The organism is Streptomyces sp. NPDC057287 (assembly GCF_042667905.1).
Taxonomy (GTDB): domain Bacteria; phylum Actinomycetota; class Actinomycetes; order Streptomycetales; family Streptomycetaceae; genus Streptomyces.
The window spans coordinates 477,401-495,257 of record NZ_JBHUYV010000003.1 but is presented as its reverse complement, the minus strand read 5'-3'; the positions used below and the strand labels follow the sequence as shown (position 1 = coordinate 495,257).

The 17,857-nt window shown below is 71.3% G+C and carries 16 protein-coding genes, 1 pseudogene and 1 riboswitch; of the genes and pseudogenes, 2 read left to right on the top strand and 15 right to left on the bottom strand.

Annotated elements, in window-relative coordinates; genetic code table 11:
* Window positions 1-26: 26 nt before the first annotated feature.
* Entirely contained in the window at window positions 27-1,145 is a 1,119-nt protein-coding gene (locus ACFUNE_RS08770; RefSeq protein ID WP_383564094.1) for an LOG family protein, read from the top strand.
* A 15-nt stretch (window positions 1,146-1,160) separates the two neighbouring features.
* On the opposite strand, the gene ACFUNE_RS08765 is transcribed toward ACFUNE_RS08770, so the two are convergent.
* The 10 genes from ACFUNE_RS08765 to rpsB all read right to left on the bottom strand — a co-directional run bounded on the left by ACFUNE_RS08765 (window position 1,161) and on the right by rpsB (window position 11,804).
* Window positions 1,161-1,613, bottom strand: coding sequence for an SRPBCC domain-containing protein (locus ACFUNE_RS08765; protein ID WP_383564092.1), 453 nt, complete (start codon window positions 1,611-1,613; stop codon window positions 1,161-1,163).
* A gap of 68 nt (window positions 1,614-1,681) precedes the next feature.
* Window positions 1,682-2,704: an ABC transporter ATP-binding protein gene (locus ACFUNE_RS08760; protein ID WP_383564090.1), complete on the bottom strand. Its 1,023-nt coding sequence runs from the start codon at window positions 2,702-2,704 to the stop codon at window positions 1,682-1,684.
* 2 nt (window positions 2,705-2,706) lie between these two features.
* Complete coding sequence (locus ACFUNE_RS08755) at window positions 2,707-4,320, bottom strand: ABC transporter permease (protein WP_383564177.1); 1,614 nt, start codon at window positions 4,318-4,320, stop codon at window positions 2,707-2,709.
* A gap of 44 nt (window positions 4,321-4,364) precedes the next feature.
* Window positions 4,365-5,459: a thiamine ABC transporter substrate binding subunit gene (locus ACFUNE_RS08750; RefSeq protein WP_383564088.1), complete on the bottom strand. Its 1,095-nt coding sequence runs from the start codon at window positions 5,457-5,459 to the stop codon at window positions 4,365-4,367.
* A gap of 71 nt (window positions 5,460-5,530) precedes the next feature.
* A riboswitch (TPP riboswitch) is annotated at window positions 5,531-5,647 on the bottom strand.
* Between the two features lie 79 nt (window positions 5,648-5,726).
* Complete coding sequence (rlmN, locus tag ACFUNE_RS08745; RefSeq protein WP_383564086.1) at window positions 5,727-6,833, bottom strand: 23S rRNA (adenine(2503)-C(2))-methyltransferase RlmN; 1,107 nt, start codon at window positions 6,831-6,833, stop codon at window positions 5,727-5,729.
* A gap of 397 nt (window positions 6,834-7,230) precedes the next feature.
* Window positions 7,231-8,316 carry a phosphatidate cytidylyltransferase gene (locus ACFUNE_RS08740; RefSeq protein ID WP_383564084.1) on the bottom strand — a complete coding sequence of 362 codons (1,086 nt, stop codon included), beginning with the start codon at window positions 8,314-8,316 and terminating at the stop codon, window positions 7,231-7,233.
* Window positions 8,316-8,873, bottom strand: coding sequence for a ribosome recycling factor (gene frr / locus ACFUNE_RS08735; protein WP_031100531.1), 558 nt, complete (start codon window positions 8,871-8,873; stop codon window positions 8,316-8,318). Before frr ends, ACFUNE_RS08740 begins: the two co-directional genes overlap by 1 nt.
* 115 nt (window positions 8,874-8,988) lie before the next feature.
* Entirely contained in the window at window positions 8,989-9,762 is a 774-nt protein-coding gene (gene pyrH / locus ACFUNE_RS08730; protein ID WP_383564082.1) for a UMP kinase, read from the bottom strand.
* A gap of 160 nt (window positions 9,763-9,922) precedes the next feature.
* Window positions 9,923-10,759 (bottom strand): translation elongation factor Ts, encoded by an 837-nt coding sequence (tsf, locus tag ACFUNE_RS08725; RefSeq protein WP_383564080.1) that lies wholly within the window; start codon window positions 10,757-10,759, stop codon window positions 9,923-9,925.
* A 100-nt stretch (window positions 10,760-10,859) separates the two neighbouring features.
* On the bottom strand, window positions 10,860-11,804 hold the full coding sequence (gene rpsB, locus ACFUNE_RS08720) for a 30S ribosomal protein S2 (RefSeq protein ID WP_383564078.1): 945 nt from the start codon (window positions 11,802-11,804) through the stop codon (window positions 10,860-10,862).
* A 200-nt stretch (window positions 11,805-12,004) separates the two neighbouring features.
* Between rpsB and ACFUNE_RS08715 the strand changes: the two are divergent.
* Window positions 12,005-12,685, top strand: a pseudogene (locus ACFUNE_RS08715) (murein hydrolase activator EnvC family protein); the annotation flags it as partial.
* 176 nt (window positions 12,686-12,861) lie between these two features.
* Here ACFUNE_RS08715 and ACFUNE_RS08710 read toward each other — a convergent pair.
* From ACFUNE_RS08710 to ACFUNE_RS08690, 5 genes are all read right to left on the bottom strand, one after another.
* A complete protein-coding gene (locus tag ACFUNE_RS08710; RefSeq protein ID WP_099177582.1) occupies window positions 12,862-13,419 on the bottom strand; it encodes a TetR/AcrR family transcriptional regulator in 558 nt (185 codons plus the stop codon).
* 97 nt (window positions 13,420-13,516) lie between these two features.
* A complete protein-coding gene (gene whiG, locus ACFUNE_RS08705; RefSeq protein ID WP_033304072.1) occupies window positions 13,517-14,353 on the bottom strand; it encodes an RNA polymerase sigma factor WhiG in 837 nt (278 codons plus the stop codon).
* Window positions 14,354-14,615: 262 nt separating this feature from the next.
* Window positions 14,616-15,788 (bottom strand): DNA-processing protein DprA, encoded by a 1,173-nt coding sequence (gene dprA / locus ACFUNE_RS08700; protein ID WP_383564075.1) that lies wholly within the window; start codon window positions 15,786-15,788, stop codon window positions 14,616-14,618.
* The gene (locus ACFUNE_RS08695; protein WP_383564073.1) at window positions 15,785-17,410 is read right to left on the bottom strand and encodes a YifB family Mg chelatase-like AAA ATPase; all 1,626 of its coding nucleotides are present in this window, start codon (window positions 17,408-17,410) and stop codon (window positions 15,785-15,787) included. Before ACFUNE_RS08695 ends, dprA begins: the two co-directional genes overlap by 4 nt.
* Window positions 17,410-17,769: a YraN family protein gene (locus ACFUNE_RS08690; protein WP_383564071.1), complete on the bottom strand. Its 360-nt coding sequence runs from the start codon at window positions 17,767-17,769 to the stop codon at window positions 17,410-17,412. The genes ACFUNE_RS08695 and ACFUNE_RS08690 overlap by 1 nt, the downstream gene beginning before the upstream one ends.
* Window positions 17,770-17,857: the final 88 nt, after the last annotated feature.

Sequence of the window (17,857 nt, the reverse complement as noted above, 5' to 3'; positions counted from 1 at the left end):
GCCGGGCAGGTCCGTAGCATGGCGGCGTGGAGAATCCGGACGAGAACACCTACCCGCCGGGCGTCGAGATAGAGACGCTCACCGCATTCGACCAGGCAGTCGCGGCCGGAACCCTCGCGGGCCACCGCGTCCAGTCCGTCGACCTGACGGACCGGGGCGAGGCGCTCCTCGCGACCGACACCCGGGGCGCCGTCTTCCTCGGCTGCCGCATGGAGCCCCGCGCCGACGCGAAGGTACGCGGCGACGGGGCCTTCGTCTTCCCGCCGGTGCCCGGCCTGCCCTTCGACCCGTACCGCGGGCTGCTCTACACCCCCGACGCACTCTACGAGGGCCTGTCGGAGGGCGGTTACGGAGCGACGCCGGACGCGCGGGCGTACGGCTGGTTCCAGCTGACCAAGGCGAACGGCGACGTCTTCGCCTCGATGCTGCGGGCCCTGCACGACGACGCGGTCTCCGACGCCCTGGACGAACACCTCGTCGGCGCCCGCGTGGTGGGGGTGATGGGCGGCCACGCGATGGCCCGGGGCTCCGCGGCGTACCGCGGTGCCGCCGCCCTCGGAAGGGAGCTGGCCCGCAGCGGTCTGACCGTGGCGACGGGTGGCGGCCCGGGCGCCATGGAGGCGGCCAACCTCGGCGCGTACGCAGCGCCGCACTCCGACGCCATGCTGCTCAAGGCCTGCGAACTCCTCGCCTCCGCACCGTCGTTCAGCCCTTCCGTCACCGACTGGGCGAAGGCCGCGTTCGCCGTGCGGGAACGCTGGCCCGACGGGGGTTCCTCGGTCGCGATCCCCACGTGGTTCTACGGCCACGAGCCGCCCAACGCCTTCGCGGACCATATCGCCAAGTACTTCGCGAACGCCGTGCGGGAGGACGGGCTGCTGGCCCGCTCCACCGCCGGTGTGATCTTCCTTCCGGGCGCCGCCGGGACCGTGCAGGAGATCTTCGACAACGCGACGCCGAACTACTACGAGTCGCGTTCCTCGCCCACGCCGATGGTGCTGGTGAACCGCGCGCACTGGACGGAGAAGCTGCCGGCCTGGCCGCTCCTGACCGCATTGGCGGAGGGCCGGGCGATGGAGTCCCGGATCGCGCTCGTCGACACGGTGGAGGAGGCGGCCGGGGCACTCGCCCGGCTGACGGGCTGACCGGACCGGTCGGGCTCAGCGGGCGGCGAGCCGGGCGTCGAGAGCGTCGAAGAACGCCTCCCAGCCGTCCTCGGCCGCCGCGTACTGCTCGCGGGTGAGATTGCCACCGCGCTGCCGGAAGGCCATCTCGGTGGACTTCCGGCTCCTCTCGGTGAGGGTGACCGTCACGGTCTCGCCCTCGATGTCCTCGGGCGCGCTCCCGTCCTTCAGCGTGAAGACGAGCCGCTCGGGGGCCGTCACCTCCCGGTAGACGCCGTGGAAGGGCATCTCCGCGCCGGGGACCACGATGACCAGGCTCCACGCACCCCCCGGCGCGACGTCCATCGACACCCGGTCCAGCGGGACGTCGGCGTCGCCCCCGTACCAGGCGGCGAAGTCCTCGGGGACGGTCCAGGCCTCGAAGACCCGGTCCCGCGGTGCCGCGACGACACGGGTGATGTCGATGCCCTCGCGTACTGACTCGGCCATGGTCCTGTTCCTTTCCGACGTCCCCCGCCCAGAGGATCAGGCTCGGGGGACGAACGCCAGCCGGGCGGTCAGGCCGGGGGAAGGACCACCGTCTCGGCCGGGTCGAACGCCACGCCCACGACGGCTCCCTCCTCCGGGGTGTCCCGCAGACCGCACTCCGCCTCCAGGGCCGGGCCGCCCGCGGGGCGCAGGACCACGGTGACGTGGTGGCCGCGGAACGTGCGTACGCCCACCGTGCAGCGCAGGCCGTCCTCCGGGCTCCCGATCCGGACACCGCCCGGCCGCACGAGCAGCTCGCACTCGCCCTGGGGCGAGCCGTCGGGCACCGGGACCTTGCCCCAGACCGTGTCGGCCGCCGTACCGGTGACCGTGGCGCCGACCAGGTTGTCGAAGCCGAGGAAGCGGGCGACGAACGCCGACGCGGGCTGCTGCCAGACCTCCAGCGGGGTGCCCACCTGGGCGATGCGGCCGTCCCGCATGACCACCACCCGGTCGGCCAGCGCGAAGGCCTCACCCTGGTCGTGGGTGACGGCGAGCACCGTGGTGCCCAGCCGCCCGAAGAGGGTGCGGAGTTCGACGACGAGCCGTTCGCGCAGGCTGCGGTCCAGCTGTCCCAGCGGTTCGTCCAGCATCAGCAGCTTCGGGCGGGGCGCCAGGGCCCGGGCGAGTGCCACCCGCTGCTGCTCGCCGCCGGAGAGTGCGGCGACGGCCCGCCGGCCGGCTCCGGGCAGGCCGACCAGGTCCAGGAGCTCGTCGGCCCGGCGGTCGCTCTCGGTCCGGGCGACGCCGTGCATCCGCAGCCCGAACGCGACGTTGCCGCCGACATCCCGGTGCGGGAACAGCTGGTGGTCCTGGAACATGAGGCCGAGCCCGCGCCGGTGCACGGGCAGCGGTGCCTGGTCCTCCCCGTCCAGCAGCACCCGCCCGCCGTCCAGGGGCTGCAGGCCGGCCACGGCCCGCAGCAAGGTGGACTTGCCGCTGCCGCTCGGCCCCAGCACGCAGACGATCTCGTGGTCCGCGACCTCCAGGTCCACCGCGTCCAGCGCGGTCCGCTTCCCGAACCGGACCGTGGCGGCCTCCACTGCCAGCATCTCTAGAACTCCCCGGATCGGTCGGTGCGGATACGTTCGAGCAGGAGCAGCGACACCGCGCAGACAAGCATCAGGATCGTGCTCAGGGCCATCGCCTGCCCGTAGTTGAGCTCTCCGGAACGCCCCAGCAGCCGGGCCACGGCGACCGGAAGCGTGGGGTTGTCGGGGCGCGCGATGAACACGGTCGCGCCGAACTCGCCGAGCGACACGGCGAAGGCGAAGCCCGCGGCGACCAGGACCGCACGCCGTACCAGCGGCAGGTCCACCTCACGCCAGGCCCGCAGCGGCGAGGCACCGAGCACCGCGGCGGCCTCCCTCAGCCGGTCGTCCACGGCGCGCAGGACGGGCAGCATCGTGCGTACGACGAAGGGGACGCCCACCAGTGCCTGGGCGAGCGGCACGAGGATCCAGGACGTCCGCAGGTCGAGGGGCGGCTCGTCCAGGGTGATGAGGAACCCGAAGCCGACGGTGACGGCCGAGACCCCGAGCGGCAGCATCAGCAGCGCGTCGAAACCCCGTACCAGCCTGCCCGCCCGCCGGGTCAGCGCGGCAGCCGCGAGGCCGCCGATCAGGAGGGCGATGAGCGTCGCGACCAGCGCGTACCGCAGGGAGTTGCCGATGGCGTCGAGCGGCGGCACCAGGAAGGTGGAGCCGTTGGCGTCGGCGGACTGCAGCGCGCGGTAGAAGGCGAAGCCGTAGCCGCCCGAGGTGTCGAAGGAACGCTCCACCAGCACGCCGAGCGGCAGCAGGATGAGCAGGAGAACCGTCAGCAGTACGCCGCCGAGCAGCGTTCGCTGGCCGGCCCCCCGGGGCGGCCGGGCGGTCTGCGCAGGGTCGACCAGTCTCAGGGCGGTCTCCCTGCGCCGTACGGTCCACGCGTGCACGGCCAGGATCCCGCCCACCGCGGCGAACTGCACCAGGGTCAGCACTGCGGCTGTCGGCAGGTCCAGCAGCTGCGCGGTCTGCCGGTAGATCTCCACCTCCAGCGTGGAGTAGGCCGGACCGCCGAGGATCTGGACGACTCCGAAGGAGGTGAACGTGAAGAGGAAGACCATCAGCGCCGCGGCGGCCACGGCCGGGGCCAGTGCGGGCAGGGTCACCCGCCGCCAGGCGGCGAAGCGGCCGGCCCCGAGCACCCGGGCGGCCTCCTCCTGGCGGGGGTCGAGCTGTGACCACAGGCCGCCCACGGTCCGCACGACGACCGCGTAGTTGAAGAACACGTGGGCGAGCAGGATCGCCCACACGGTGGTGTCGAGCCGGACACCCCAGAGCTCGTCGAGGAACCCGCCGCGTCCCAGCAGGGCGAGGAACGCCGTGCCCACCACGACCGTGGGAAGGACGAACGGCACGGTCACCACGGCCCGCAGCAGCTGTTTGCCCGGGAAGTCGAAGCGGGCGAAGACATACGCGCCGGGCAGCGCGATCAGGAGGGTGAGCGCGGTGGAGGCGAGGGCCTGCCAGGTCGTGAACCAGAGGACGTCCAGGATGTCCGGCCGGCTCAGTACCGTGCCGATCCGGCCGAACTGCCAGTCCCCCTCGGCCTTCAGCCCCCGGCCGACGATCGCGACGACCGGGTAGGCGAAGAACAGCGCGAAGAACGCGACGGGCACGGCCATCAGACCGAGCCGCACCGCGTTCCCCCCGCGCGCGTGCCGCGCGGCTACTTCACGACGAGCGAGGACCATGACTGGACCCACTGCTCACGGTTCTTGGCGATCTTCTCCGGGGCCACCGTCGTCGGCTTGTCGACGGTCGCGCCGAACTTCGTGAAGAGCTCCGGCAGCTTCGCGTCCTCGGCAACCGGGTTCACGAACATGTTCAGCGGCATGTCCTCCTGGAACGGCCTGCTGATCAGGAAGTCCAGCAGGGCCTTGCCGCCCGCCTCGTTCTTCGCACCGTCCAGAAGGCCCGCGAACTCGGTCTGACGGAAGCAGGTACCGGTGGCGACCCCGGTCGGGGCCTCGGTGGGCTGCGGATCGGCGTACAGCACCTCGACGGGCGGGCTGGAGGCGTACGAGACGACGAGCGGCCGGTCCGCGCCGGCCTTCCTGCCCCCGGCCGAACCGGAGAACTCGTCGTTGTAGGCCTGCTCCCAGCCGTCGACGGTCTTGACCCCGTTGTCCTTCAGCTTCTTCCAGTAGTCCTGGTAGCCGGTCTCGCCGTAGGTGGCGACGGTGCCGAGGAGGAAGCCGAGGCCGGGCGAGGAGGTCGCGGCGTTCTCGGTGACGAGGAGGTTCTTGTACGCGGGCTTCAGGAGGTCGTCGAAGGACTTCGGCGGGTCGAGCTTCTTCTCGGCGAAGTACTTCTTGTCGTAGTTGACGCAGATGTCGCCGGTGTCGACGGGCGTGACCCGGTGGCGGTCCGCGTCGAGCTGGGCGTCGGCCGCGACACGGTCGAGACCCTTCGCCTCGTACGGCGTGAACAGGCCGTTGTCCAGGGCGCGGGAGAGCAGGGTGTTGTCGACGCCGAAGAACACGTCGCCGCGGGGGGATCCCTTGGTCAGGATCTCCTGGTTGAGCGCGGCTCCGGCATCACCGCTCTTGAGCACCTTGACCTTGTAGCCGGTCTCCTTCGTGAACGCCTTCAGGACGGCGTCCGAGGCGTTGAACGAGTCGTGGCTGACGAGCGTGACGGTCCTGGAGCCGGCCCCCGTGTCACCGGAGGCCTTGTCGTCGGAACCGCCGCAGCCCGCGAGCACGGTGACTCCGAGCACGGCGGCCAGCGCCGTCGCCGCGTACTTCGTGGTGGTGTTCATGTGATTCCTCCTGGAGGTGACCAGGAAGAGACGCGGCCCCGCCCGCTCGTTCAGCGGGCAGGGCGCAACAGCTTGAGTAAGGTCCGAACTTCCTACCCGGAATGACCCGGGCGAGGTTCAGAGGGTCTGCGGCCGACCTGTCCTCGGTGCCGCACTCTCAGCGCTGTGGCGCTCCCCTGCCGGAATATGAAGTTGATTTCGGGGGCCAGGCTACACCGGCCGGATCACGCCGGACCGGCCGGTTCGGGCCGGTCCCCCGCAACCGCCTCAGCGCTCGGAGGCCGCCAGCTGCCCGCACGCTCCGTCGATCTCCTGGCCGCGGGTGTCCCGGACCGTGACCGGCACGCCATGGGCGGCGATCGCCTCGACGAACGCCTTCTCGTCCTCGGGCCGCGAAGCGGTCCACTTGGAGCCCGGGGTCGGGTTCAGCGGGATGAGGTTGACGTGCACCCGCTTGCCCTTGAGCAGCCGGCCCAGCCGGTCGCCCCGCCACGCCTGGTCGTTGATGTCGCGGATCAGCGCGTACTCGATGGAGATGCGGCGGCCCGACTTCTCGGCGTACTCCCACGCGGCGTCCAGGACCTCGCGGACCTTCCAGCGGGTGTTCACGGGCACGAGGGTGTCGCGCAGCTCGTCGTCCGGAGCGTGCAGCGAGACCGCGAGGCGGCACTTGAAGCCCTCGTCGGCGAAGCGCAGCATCGCCGGCACCAGGCCCACCGTGGAGACGGTGATCCCGCGCTGCGAGAGCCCCAGGCCGTCCGGCTCCGGGTCGGTCAGCCTGCGGATCGCCCCGACCACACGCTTGTAGTTGGCCAGCGGCTCGCCCATGCCCATGAAGACGATGTTCGACAGCCGTGCCGGCCCGCCCGGGACCTCGCCGTCGCGCAGCGCCCGCATGCCGTCCACGATCTGGTGCACGATCTCGGCCGTCGACAGGTTGCGGTCGAGCCCGGCCTGGCCGGTGGCGCAGAACGGACAGTTCATCCCGCAGCCCGCCTGGGACGAGATGCACATGGTCACCCGGTCCGGATACCGCATGAGGACGGACTCGACGAGCGTGCCGTCGTGCAGCTTCCACAGCGTCTTGCGGGTGGTGTCGTCGTCACAGCTGATGTGGCGCATGACCGACATCAGGTCCGGGAACATCGCCTCCGCCAGCTTGTCGCGCGCGGCGGCCGGGATGTTGGTCCACTCCGCCGGGTCGTGCGCGAACCGCGTGAAGTAGTGCTGCGACAGCTGCTTGGCGCGGAAGGGCTTCTCGCCGGTCGCGGCGACTGCTTCCTTGCGCTCGTCGGGCGTGAGGTCGGCGAGGTGCCGCGGCGGCCGCTTGGCTCCACGGGGCGCGACGAAAGTGAGTTCTCCGGGCTTAGGCATGGTTCCTCCAGTGTTACAGACACGCCGTGGTCCTTGGGACCTCCGCCGGCGCCGCCGAGTCCCCACGGTCGGCATCGGCCGACGTGGGCGGCCCTGGGACGGCCCGGCGGACCACGGCGACCGTGACCGATCGCACGGCGGCAGGCCGTGCGATCGGCCGCCTGAGAGGGAGCTGAATTCGAATATGCGTACGTGCGTCTGTGAGCCGGGGCCGACCGTGCCGCATGCAGAGGATGCCCGCCCGAGACGGTCTCGGGTCGGCATCCGCATCGGCGTGGGCATCCGCATCGGCCGACCCGGCGAAAGGCTCGCGTGCAGCGACTCGAACCGGCGCATGCGAAAGGGCCCGCCGTGGACGGCGGGCCCTTCGTGAGAACGCGACGCGGAACCGAGGGCCTCAGCCGGATCCGACGAACAGCACTAGCAGCAGCCACACGACCGGCGCGCTCGGCAGGAGCGAGTCGAGCCGGTCCATGATGCCGCCGTGACCGGGAAGCAGCGTGCCCATGTCCTTGATGCCCAGATCCCGCTTGATCATGGACTCGCCCAGGTCGCCCAGCGTGGCGCTGGCTGCGACCGCGAGGCCCATCAGCAGGCCCTGCCACCAGGTCCCGTCGTCGATCAGGAACTCCATGCACAGGGCGCCGGCCACCATGGCGAAACCGACCGCACCGAACAGGCCCTCGCGGGTCTTCCCGGGGCTGATACGGGGGGCCAGCTTGTGCGTGCCGAAGCGCCAGCCCACTGCGTACGCGCCGGTGTCGCTGACCACGGTGAGGAGGAGGAACGTCAGGACGCGCCACGCACCGTCGTCCGCGGTGAGCATCATGGCGACGAACGTCGCCAGGAAGGGCACGTAGAACACGGCGAAAACACCGGCCGTGACGTCCTTGAGGTAGCCCTCGGGCGGCTCCGTCATCCGCCAGACGAGCACGGCGAGGGCAGTGAGCGCCATGGCGACCCAGGCGCCCTCCGCCTCCCGCACATAACCGGCGACCACCATCGCGGCGCCGCCGACGGCGAGCGGCACGAGAGGAGCGTTGATGCCCTTGCGCTCCTTGAGGCGGGAGGTGAGCTCCCAGAGACCGACCACGACCGCCAGCACGACCACGCCGACGAAGACGGCCTTCACGATGAAGAGCGAGCCGACGACGAGGGCACCGAGACCGACGCCGACCCCTATGGCGGCACGCAGATCACGCCCCGCACGCTTCTTCTGCGGAGGGGACGGCGGCGGGGTGGGCATGGGCTCCTGCGGCTTCTCGTCACGGAACAGGGGGCCGCTGACGCGCGCGGCGTCCCCGTTCCGGTCGTCGCGGTCGTCAGCGTCTCTACCTGCGTCGGGAACGTCCGGCACGATGGGCATGGGCCGAGTCTGCTGGGCGCCGTGCACATCGTATGCAGGACCCGCCGGAGCGGCCCCCATCTCGGGCGCGCTCCAGTATCCGGCTCCCTGCGGGGCGCCCCAGGAAGAGTCGTTCATCAGACTTCGAGCAGCTCGGCTTCCTTGTGCTTGAGCAGCTCGTCCACCTGCGCGACGTACTTCGCGGTGGTGTCGTCGAGCTCCTTCTCCGCGCGGCGGACCTCGTCCTCGCCGGACTCCTTGTCCTTGACGAGCTTGTCGAGCGACTCCTTGGCCTTGCGGCGGATGGAGCGGATCGAGATCTTGGAGTCCTCGGCCTTGGTCTTGGCGACCTTGATGTACTCCTTGCGGCGGTCCTGCGTGAGCTCCGGGAACGTCACACGGATGATGTTGCCGTCGTTGCTCGGGTTGACGCCGAGGTCGGAGTCACGGATCGCCTGCTCGATGTTGCGCAGCGCCGTCTTGTCGAACGGGGTCACGACGGCCATCCGCGGCTCGGGGACCGAGAACGAGGCGAGCTGGTTGATCGGGGTCAGTGCGCCGTAGTAGTCGGCGACGATCTTGTTGAACATCGCCGGGTGCGCACGGCCGGTGCGGATCGCGGCGAAGTCCTCCTTCGCGACGACGACGGCCTTCTCCATCTTCTCCTCGGCCTCGAGGAGGATTTCTTCGATCACCACGTGCTCCTGCGTGTCTTGAGCGGACCCGGCATCGTCGGGTCCTGCGGTTCCTGCGTCGCGTCCTCACCTGCACGGTGTCCGACCGGCAGGCCGTTGTCCATCGTTCGGGCCGTCAGGCCCGGGTGCTCCGGTCACTCACGAGCGTGCCGATCTTCTCACCCTTGACCGCGCGGGCGATATTGCCCTCCGTCGTCAGTTCGAAGACCAGGATCGGGAGCTGGTTGTCGCGGCAGAGCGTGATGGCGGTGGCGTCGGCGATCTTGAGATTACGGGTGATCACCTCGCCGTACTCCAGTGCGTCGAACTTCACCGCGTCGGGGTTGGCCTTGGGGTCGGAGTCGTAGACCCCGTCGACCCCGTTCTTGCCCATGAGCAGTGCCTCGGCATCGATCTCCAGGGCGCGCTGGGCGGCCGTGGTGTCGGTGGAGAAGTACGGCATGCCCATGCCGGCGCCGAAGATGACGACGCGCCCCTTCTCCAGGTGCCGCACGGCGCGGAGCGGGATGTACGGCTCGGCGACCTGACCCATGGTGATGGCGGTCTGGACGCGCGAGTCGATGCCCTCCTTCTCCAGGAAGTCCTGGAGCGCCAGGCAGTTCATGACCGTGCCGAGCATGCCCATGTAGTCGGACCGGGCCCGGTCCATACCGCGCTGCTGGAGCTCGGCACCACGGAAGAAGTTGCCTCCTCCGATGACCACCGCGATCTCCGCGCCGTCGCGTACGACGGCCGCGATCTCGCGGGCGATGGTGTGCACGACGTCGGGGTCGACGCCGAGGCCGCCGCCGCCGGCGAATGCCTCACCGGAGAGCTTCAGCATGAAGCGCCCGGAAACCTTGTCGTCGCGCTTGTGGTCGGCCTGGGTGGCGTCCGCGCCCTTGTCCATGGAAATTCTCCTCGTGCACATACGAAGAAGGCCATTGCCGGTGGGTCTGGTGTCCCTCAGCGGCAATGGCCTCCTCGTCAGATCTGCGGTCGTCCGGCATGAGTGCGGCCGTCGACTGCACCAGACCCTATATCGGGTCCACCGTTGTTCGCGGACGGACTCAGATGCCGACCTTGATGCGCGAGAAGCGCTTCAGGGTGGCACCGGCCTCGTCCAGGACCTTCTGGACGGACTTCTTGTTGTCCAGCGCGTAGGGCTGTCCGAGGAGGGTGGCCTCCTTGAAGAAGCCGTTGACGCGACCCTCGACGATCTTCGGGAGCGCGGCCTCGGGCTTGCCCTCGGCGCGCGTGGTCTCCTCGGCGACGCGGCGCTCGGCCTCGACGATCTCGGCGGGGACGTCCTCGCGGGACAGGTACTTCGGCGCGAAGGCGGCGATGTGCTGCGCGAGGCCCTTGGCCAGCTCGGCGTCGGCCTTGTCCAGCTCGACCATGACGCCGATCTGCGGCGGGAGGTCGGGCATCGTGCGGTGCATGTACACGGAGACGTACGCACCGTCGAACTGCGCGAAGCGGTCCAGGACGATCTTCTCGCCGAGGTTGGCGTTGGCCTCGTCCACGAACGCCTGAACGGTCTTGCCGGGCTCGATCTCCGAGGCCAGGAGCGCCTCGATGTCGGCCGGAGAGGTCGCTGCGACGTGGGCGGCGAGCGTGTTGGCGACGGCCTGGAACTTGTCACCCTTGGCGACGAAGTCGGTCTCGCACTTCAGCTCGAGCAGGACGCCGGACGTCTTGTCCTCGGAGACGAGGGAGACGACGGCACCGTTCTCGGCGGAACGGCCCTCGCGCTTGGCGACGCCCTTCTGGCCCTTGATGCGGAGCGCCTCGACAGCACCGTCGACGTTGCCGTCGGCCTCGTCGAGCGCCTTCTTGCAGTCCATCATGCCGGCGCCGGTGAGCTCGCGGAGCTTCTTGACGTCAGCGGCGGTGTAGTTCGCCATGAGTCTGTTTCTCTCTCGAAGTCTGAAAGATCTACGGGTGAACGGCGGGGGCGGTGCCAGAGCACCGTCCCCGCCGTCATTCAGCCGTGACTGACGGGTGTCAGGCCTGCTCGGCGTCCGCGGCCGGCGCCTCGGCCGCGGGGGCCTCGGCAGCGGCGGGGGCCTCGGCCTGCTCGGCAGCCTGCTCGTCGGCGGCGGCGGCGGCCGGCTCGGCGTCGGCGGCCTTCTCGGTCTCGGCGGAGGACTGGACCTCGGCGTCGTCCTTCTTCTCGCCCGTGAGCAGGTCACGCTCCCACTCGGCGAGGGGCTCGCCGGCGGCCTTCTCGCCCGGCTTCGAGTCACCGGTCGCGGCACCGGAGCGGGCGATGAGGCCCTCGGCGACGGCGTCGGCGATCACGCGGGTGAGCAGGGTGACGGAGCGGATCGCGTCGTCGTTGCCCGGGATCTTGTAGTCGACCTCGTCGGGGTCGCAGTTGGTGTCGAGGATCGCGACGACCGGGATGTGGAGCTTGCGCGCCTCACCGACGGCGATGTGCTCCTTCTTGGTGTCGACGATCCAGACGGCGCTCGGCACCTTCTGCATCTCGCGGATACCACCGAGGGTCTTCTCCAGCTTGGCCTTCTCGCGGGAGAGGACCAGGAGCTCCTTCTTGGTGAGGCCGGAGGCGGCCACGTCCTCGAAGTCGATGAGCTCGAGCTCCTTCAGACGCTGAAGGCGCTTGTAGACGGTGGAGAAGTTGGTGAGCATGCCACCGAGCCAACGCTGGTTGACGTACGGCATGCCGACGCGCGTCGCCTGCTCGGCGATGGCCTCCTGGGCCTGCTTCTTCGTACCCACGAACATGATGGAGCCGCCGTGCGCGACGGTCTCCTTGACGAACTCGTAGGCGCGGTCGATGTACGACAGCGACTGGAGCAGGTCGATGATGTAGATGCCGTTGCGCTCGGTGAAGATGAAGCGCTTCATCTTCGGGTTCCAGCGACGGGTCTGGTGACCGAAGTGGACGCCGCTTTCCAGCAGCTCCCGCATCGTGACGACGGCCATGGCCGTACTCCTTGAGGTACTCGGTTGTCGCGACCGCAGGATTGCTGTCGCGCCTGACGCCCCGACGCGCCGTGCCACAAGGGACCGAGAGGCGCGGCCACCGTCCGCAGAGAGGGAGGTGGAGGGGCGTGCGAAGTCGACCCGGTGACCCGGATCGCCAGAAGAAGTGTACGGGACCCGCCGGGTGCCGGGTGACGGCGATGTCCACAACCCGTCGGCCGTCCACAGATCCGGGCCATGATCCCCGCGGAACGGGCGTCCGGGAGATCGTTTCCGGCATGTGCCGCTCACCAGGAACGACCGTCGGCCGGACCCGCGCCGCCCTTCCGGCGGCGCCGCCCGCGCCCGGCGTGCCACCGCCACCCGACGTGTCGCCCTGCGCGTCCGACGTATCACCCTGCGCGCCGACGCCTCCGCGGCCGGCTCCGCCCGCGCCACGGGCGGCCCGGCCACCGGCCCCGCCCGCCGCCGCGTCTTCGGCCGCGCTCCTCTCCGTCCTGCTGGCCGCGCTCCTCGCGGTCCTGCTGGGGCAGGCCACCGCCAGAGCCTCGACGGGAACACCGCCGGGAGACAGCCGGGTCTGGCCGCTCGCCGGCCGGCCCCTTGTCGTGCGGGGCTGGGAGCCGCCCGCGGGCCCTTATGGGCCCGGTCACCGCGGGGTCGACCTGGCGGCCCCGCCGGGCACCCCGGTGCTGGCGGCCGCCTCGGGCCGGGTCGCCTTCGCGGGGCCGGTGGCGGGGCGCGGAGTGGTCTCCGTCGACGTGGCGCGGAGCGGCGAGCCCCCGCTCCGCTTCACCTACGAGCCGGTACGGGCACGGGTCGCCGCGGGCGACGAGGTGTCCGCGGGGGAGGTGGTGGGGGTGGTCGGGCCGGAGCCGTCCCACTGCGCCTCAGGGTGCCTGCACTGGGGACTGCGGCGGGCCGACGTCTACCTGGATCCCCTGTCGCTGCTTCCTCCGTCGCTGCTCCGGCGGGGGCCTTCCCGGCTGCTGCCGGTGTTCGGCGTGCCCTACCCCGGCCAGGCCCCCGGGCCCGCTCGGCACGCCTGGGGAGGAGCTCAGCCCCGGACTCCGCGCAGCACCATGGCGACGGCCGTGTCCGCGACGATGCCGGGTTCCTCCGCGGCACCCAGCTCGATCCTGCGCACAGCAGCGTCCACGGAGCCCTGCAGCAGCATGGCCGCGAGCCTCGGTTCGGTGTGGCCCAGATCGGCGAGCGCCTCGACGATCATGGCGATCAGCCCGCCGTGCGCGGCGCGGATCTTCTCCCGCGCTCCCGCGTCCAGTTCGCTCGCCGAGATCGCCACGACCGCGCGGTGGCGCCGGTCCCCGACCAGGTCGAGCTGCCTGCGCACATAGGCCTCGATCTTCGCCTCGGGCGTACCGGCGCGTTCCATCGCGTTCTCGACCTCGGCGGCCCAGACGGGGAAGTCGACGGCGCAGAGCTCCTCGACCACCGCCGCACGGGAGCGGAAGTACTCGTAGACGGAGGACCTGGCGAGGCCGGTGCGCTCGGCGAGGGCGGGGAAGGTCAGCGCCTCCGTACCGCCCTCGGACAGCAAGGAGCGCGCGGCGTCCAGGAGGGCGCCGCGCTGCATGGTCCGGTGCTCGGCCACGGAGGCCGCTCGAATCCTGGGCACCCGTCCACTCTACGGCGGGGCCACTTCGAAGGGGGGTCCGCATCCGTGGCCGGATGGCCGGAGCGCCTCCGGCTCAGCGCCCGGCGTCGGCCAGTTTCGCCCGGAGCTGCAGCACGGACTTGGTGTGGATCTGGCTCACCCTGCTCTCGGTGACTCCGAGGACGTTGCCGATCTCGGCGAGGGTGAGGCCTTCGTAGTAGTAGAGGGTGACCACGGTCTTCTCCCGCTCGGGGAGCGTGTTGATGGCGCGGGCGAGCAGGCGTCTGAGCTCGCGGTCCTCGGCGACCTCGACCGGATTGTCGGCCGCGGTGTCCTCCAGCGTGTCCATCAGGCTCAGCCGGTCGCCACCCTCGCCTCCGACATGCAGCAGCTCCTCCAGCGCCACCACATTGGCGAGCGACAACTGGCTGAAAACAGCGTGCAGTTCCTCCAGAGCGACGCCCATCTCCGCAGCGACCTCGGCCTCGGAGGGCGTACGCCGCAGCTGGGCCTCCAGCGTGGCGTAGGCGCGTTCGACGTTGCGCGCCTTCTGCCGTACGGACCGGGGGATCCAGTCCAGGGCGCGCAGTTCGTCGATCATCGCGCCCCGGATCCTCGTGATCGCGTAGGTCTCGAACTTGATGGCCCGCTCGATGTCGAACTTCTCGATGGCGTCGATCAGCCCGAAGACCCCGGACGAGACGAAGTCCGCCTGCTCCACATTGGAAGGCAGCCCCACACTGACCCGGCCGGCGACGTACTTCACCAGGGGTGAGTAGTGCAGGATCAGCTGCTCCCGCAGCCGCTCGTCGCCGGTGGTCTTGTACGAACGCCACAACTCGTCGAGGGAGGAGGGGGCGGGAGGGCGCACAGTGCCACGCGCAGCCGGTGGTACTGCCGCACGGTCAGACCCGGAGGTGTGCTGGGGCATGTGGTGCCTTGAGCCGTTCTGATGTGAAGTGCTGGGACGTGTCTCTGGGGCGGATTCCTTGTGAGCGTAGCGTGACTGTGGTGTTGCGGTGCGCGCAGGACAAGGGAACCGTGCGGTGTGATTCCGTTGCAAATCCCTCGCCGTTCCCCCGTCGCCGGACAGGGCCGACGGCCGGGGCCGTCGCCGCTCGCACCGCCCCCTGAGGCCCCGGCAGGGTACTGCCGAGGCCACCGGCATCACCTTTTCACCCGAATGCTCCGGGTCAAGTACCGCCTCGCCGCGCGTTTCCATTGCGTGTCCGTCCCGGCGTCAACCGCCATCCGTCGCCCTCGCGTTCGACGAACCCCAGAGAGTGCAGTTCGTACAAGCGCCCGAGGGTTTCGTCCGTCGACGCGCCGGCGCTCCGGGCCACGTCACGCCCTCCCATGGAACCCGTTCCCGGCAGCGCCTCCAGGACCCTCGCGGAGGCGGCGTCGAGCAGGTCCCGGGGCAGGACCGGGCCGTTCCTGGCCGGTGCGAGGTCACCGATCTCCCCCACCAGCTCGGAGATTTCGGCGGCGTCGGTGACCAGGACGCCCTCGCCGCGCAGGAGTTCATGGACCCCGGCCGAGAGGCCGCTGGTGGCGGGGCCAGGCACGCCCATGGTGAAACGGCCCAGGCGCTGCGCGTTCCTCGCCGTGACCAGCGAGCCGCTGCGGTATTCGGCCTCCACCACCACTGTGCCTCGCGTGAGTGCCGCGATCACCCTGTTACGGAGGATGAATCTGCTGCGCGTCGGATGCTCCGAGGGCGGCAGCTCGCCCATGACCATGCCCTGCTCCACGATCCGCCCGATCAGTTCGGCATGTCCCCGGGGATAGGCCACGTCAACACCGCAGGCCAGCACCGCCATCGTCGCCCCGCCCGCGGCCAGCGCCCCGCGGTGGGCGGCGCCGTCGACCCCGAACGCCGCGCCGGAGACGACCACCCAGCCCCGCTCGGCGAGCCCCGCGGCGAGCGTCGCCGCCATGTGCGCCCCGTAGGACGTGCAGGCCCGGGCACCGACCAGGGCGACCGAGCGCAGCGCCCAGAGGCGGAGGTCGGACCTGCCGCGCACCCAGAGCCCGATCGGCCGCGCGTCACCCAGGTCGTCGAGCTGGCTCGGCCACTCCCGGTCACCGGGGCAGACGAACCGCCCGCCGATCGCCGCCGCATCGGCCAGGTCCCTCACCGGGTCGGCGCTCGACGCCCGTAGCCGGTACCCGGCGAGCCGGGCCGCCGTCATCCCCGCGAGCTCCTGCGCCGGTCCGTCCGGACCGGCGAGACGCCGCATCAGCTCGACGGGCCCGATCTCGCGGATCCAGCGGCCACCTCGCTCGTCCCCCGGCTCGAACACACGCGTCAGGGCGGCACGCGCCGACCGCTCCCGCCCGTCGTCGGCGGGCGGAGCACTCACCGGGCACCCGCCCGCACCGGAACCCCACGCTGGATGCCCGTCCGCAGCTCCAGCGCCACCGCGACGTCCGAGGCGTCCGGACGGTCCGCGGCCCGCAGATCCGCCACGGTCCACGCCACGCGCAGGACCCGGTCGAGGCCGCGCGCCGTGAGGACGCCCCGCTCCATGTCGCGCTCGGCCGCCATCAGGGCGCCGGGCGCCGCGACCAGCCTCGTCCTCAGCTCGTGTCCCGGCACCTCGCTGTTGGTGGCCCAGGGGGTGCCCGCGAGCCGCTCGGCCGCGCGCTCCCTCGCCTCCCGCACGCGGACGGCGACCTCGGCGGAGGACTCGCCCCGGCCCCCGTGCCCCATCAGATCGGCCCTTCCGACCGGCTCGACCTCGACGCGCAGATCCACCCGGTCCAGCAACGGGCCCGACAGCCGCGCCTGGTAGCGGCGGACCGCGGAGGGCGGGCATTCGCATCCCGCACCGGCCAGGGTGTGTCTGCCGCAGGGGCACGGGTTCGCGGCCAGGAGCAACAGGAAGCGCGCGGGCAGCCTGACGACCCCGGCCGCCCGTGCGACCACCACGTGCCCGGATTCCAGGGGCTGGCGCAGCGCGTCGAGAGCCCGGCCTGAGAACTCGGGCGCCTCGTCGAGGAAGAGCACTCCCCGGTGCGCCAGGGACACCGCTCCCGGCCGCGGCAGGCCGTTCCCCCCGCCGACGAGCGACTGCATCGTCGCCGAGTGGTGCGGCGCGCAGTAGGGCGCCCTGCTGACCAGAGGTTCACCCGGCGGGAGGATGCCCGCGACCGAGTGCACCGCCGTCACTTCGAGGGATTCCTGCCGGGACAGCGGCGGCAGGATCGCCGTGAGCCGCTCGGCCAGCATGGTCTTCCCCGCGCCGGGCGGCCCGGTGAGCAGGAGGTGGTGCCCCCCTGCCGCCGCGACCTCCAGGGCCTTGCGTGCCCGGCCCTGGCCCGCGACATCGGCCAGATCGGGCCGGTGCTGCTCGGCGCCTTCGGCCGACGACCGGGCCAGCCCCGTGCCGAGACCCGCTCCGGGCACCATCAGCCCGGCCAGCATCGTGTCGGGGCGGCCCCGGTCGGCGGCCGGCTCGTCGGGTACGGGCTCGTCGCCGAGGACGGCGATCAGCTGGCGCAGACTCCGGACGCCGAGGACGGAGACGCCCGGTACGAGAGCGGCCTCCCCGGCGGTCTGCTCCGGGACGACGACCTGCCGGTACCCCGCTTCCGCCGCCGCGAGCACCGCCGGCAGCACCCCGCGCACCGGGCGGACCCGGCCGTCCAGACCGAGCTCCCCGATCATCACCACGTCGGCGATGGCTGCCGGATCGATCCGCTCCGCGGCGCCGAGCACCGCACACGCGACGGCGAGGTCGAAACCCGACCCGCTCTTGGGTACGGAGGCGGGTGACAGGCCCACCGTGAGCTTCTTCTGCGGCCACTCGGCCCCGGAGTTGACGACCGCGGCCCTGACTCTGTCCCGGCTCTCCACCAGGCTCTTGTCCGGCAGACCGACCAGCGTGAACGCCGCCACGCCCGGTTCCAGGTCGGCCTGGACCTCCACCACCACACCCTCGACGCCGACCAGAGCCACCGAGCAGGCCCGTGCGAACCCCATCAGGCCACGCCCCGCACGTGCTCGGCGACCGGGGCGCCCCGCCTGGGCAGGATCACACCGATCAGATCGATCCGGACCCCGCCCGGCGGCGGCCCGCCGTGCCGGTCGAGCCAGATCTCCGCGAGTCTGCGCAGCCGGTCCGCCTTGGCCGGTGTAACGGCCTCCATCGGATGCTGGAAGGAGCCCGCCCTGCGGGCCTTCACCTCACAGACGACCACCGCCGCGCCGTCCCTGGCGACGATGTCGATCTCTCCTGCGCGACACCGCCAGTTGCGCTCCAGGACGATCATGCCGGCGTCGGCCAGCAGCCGCGCCGCCAGATCCTCGCCGTACCGCCCGAGTGCCCCCCGTGCGTTCATTTCGGCACCACCTCCGGCACCGACTGTGACGCGCCCCGCCCGATCCATTGGATCTTGGTGGACAACCAGTCCTTTGTGGACAACCCGG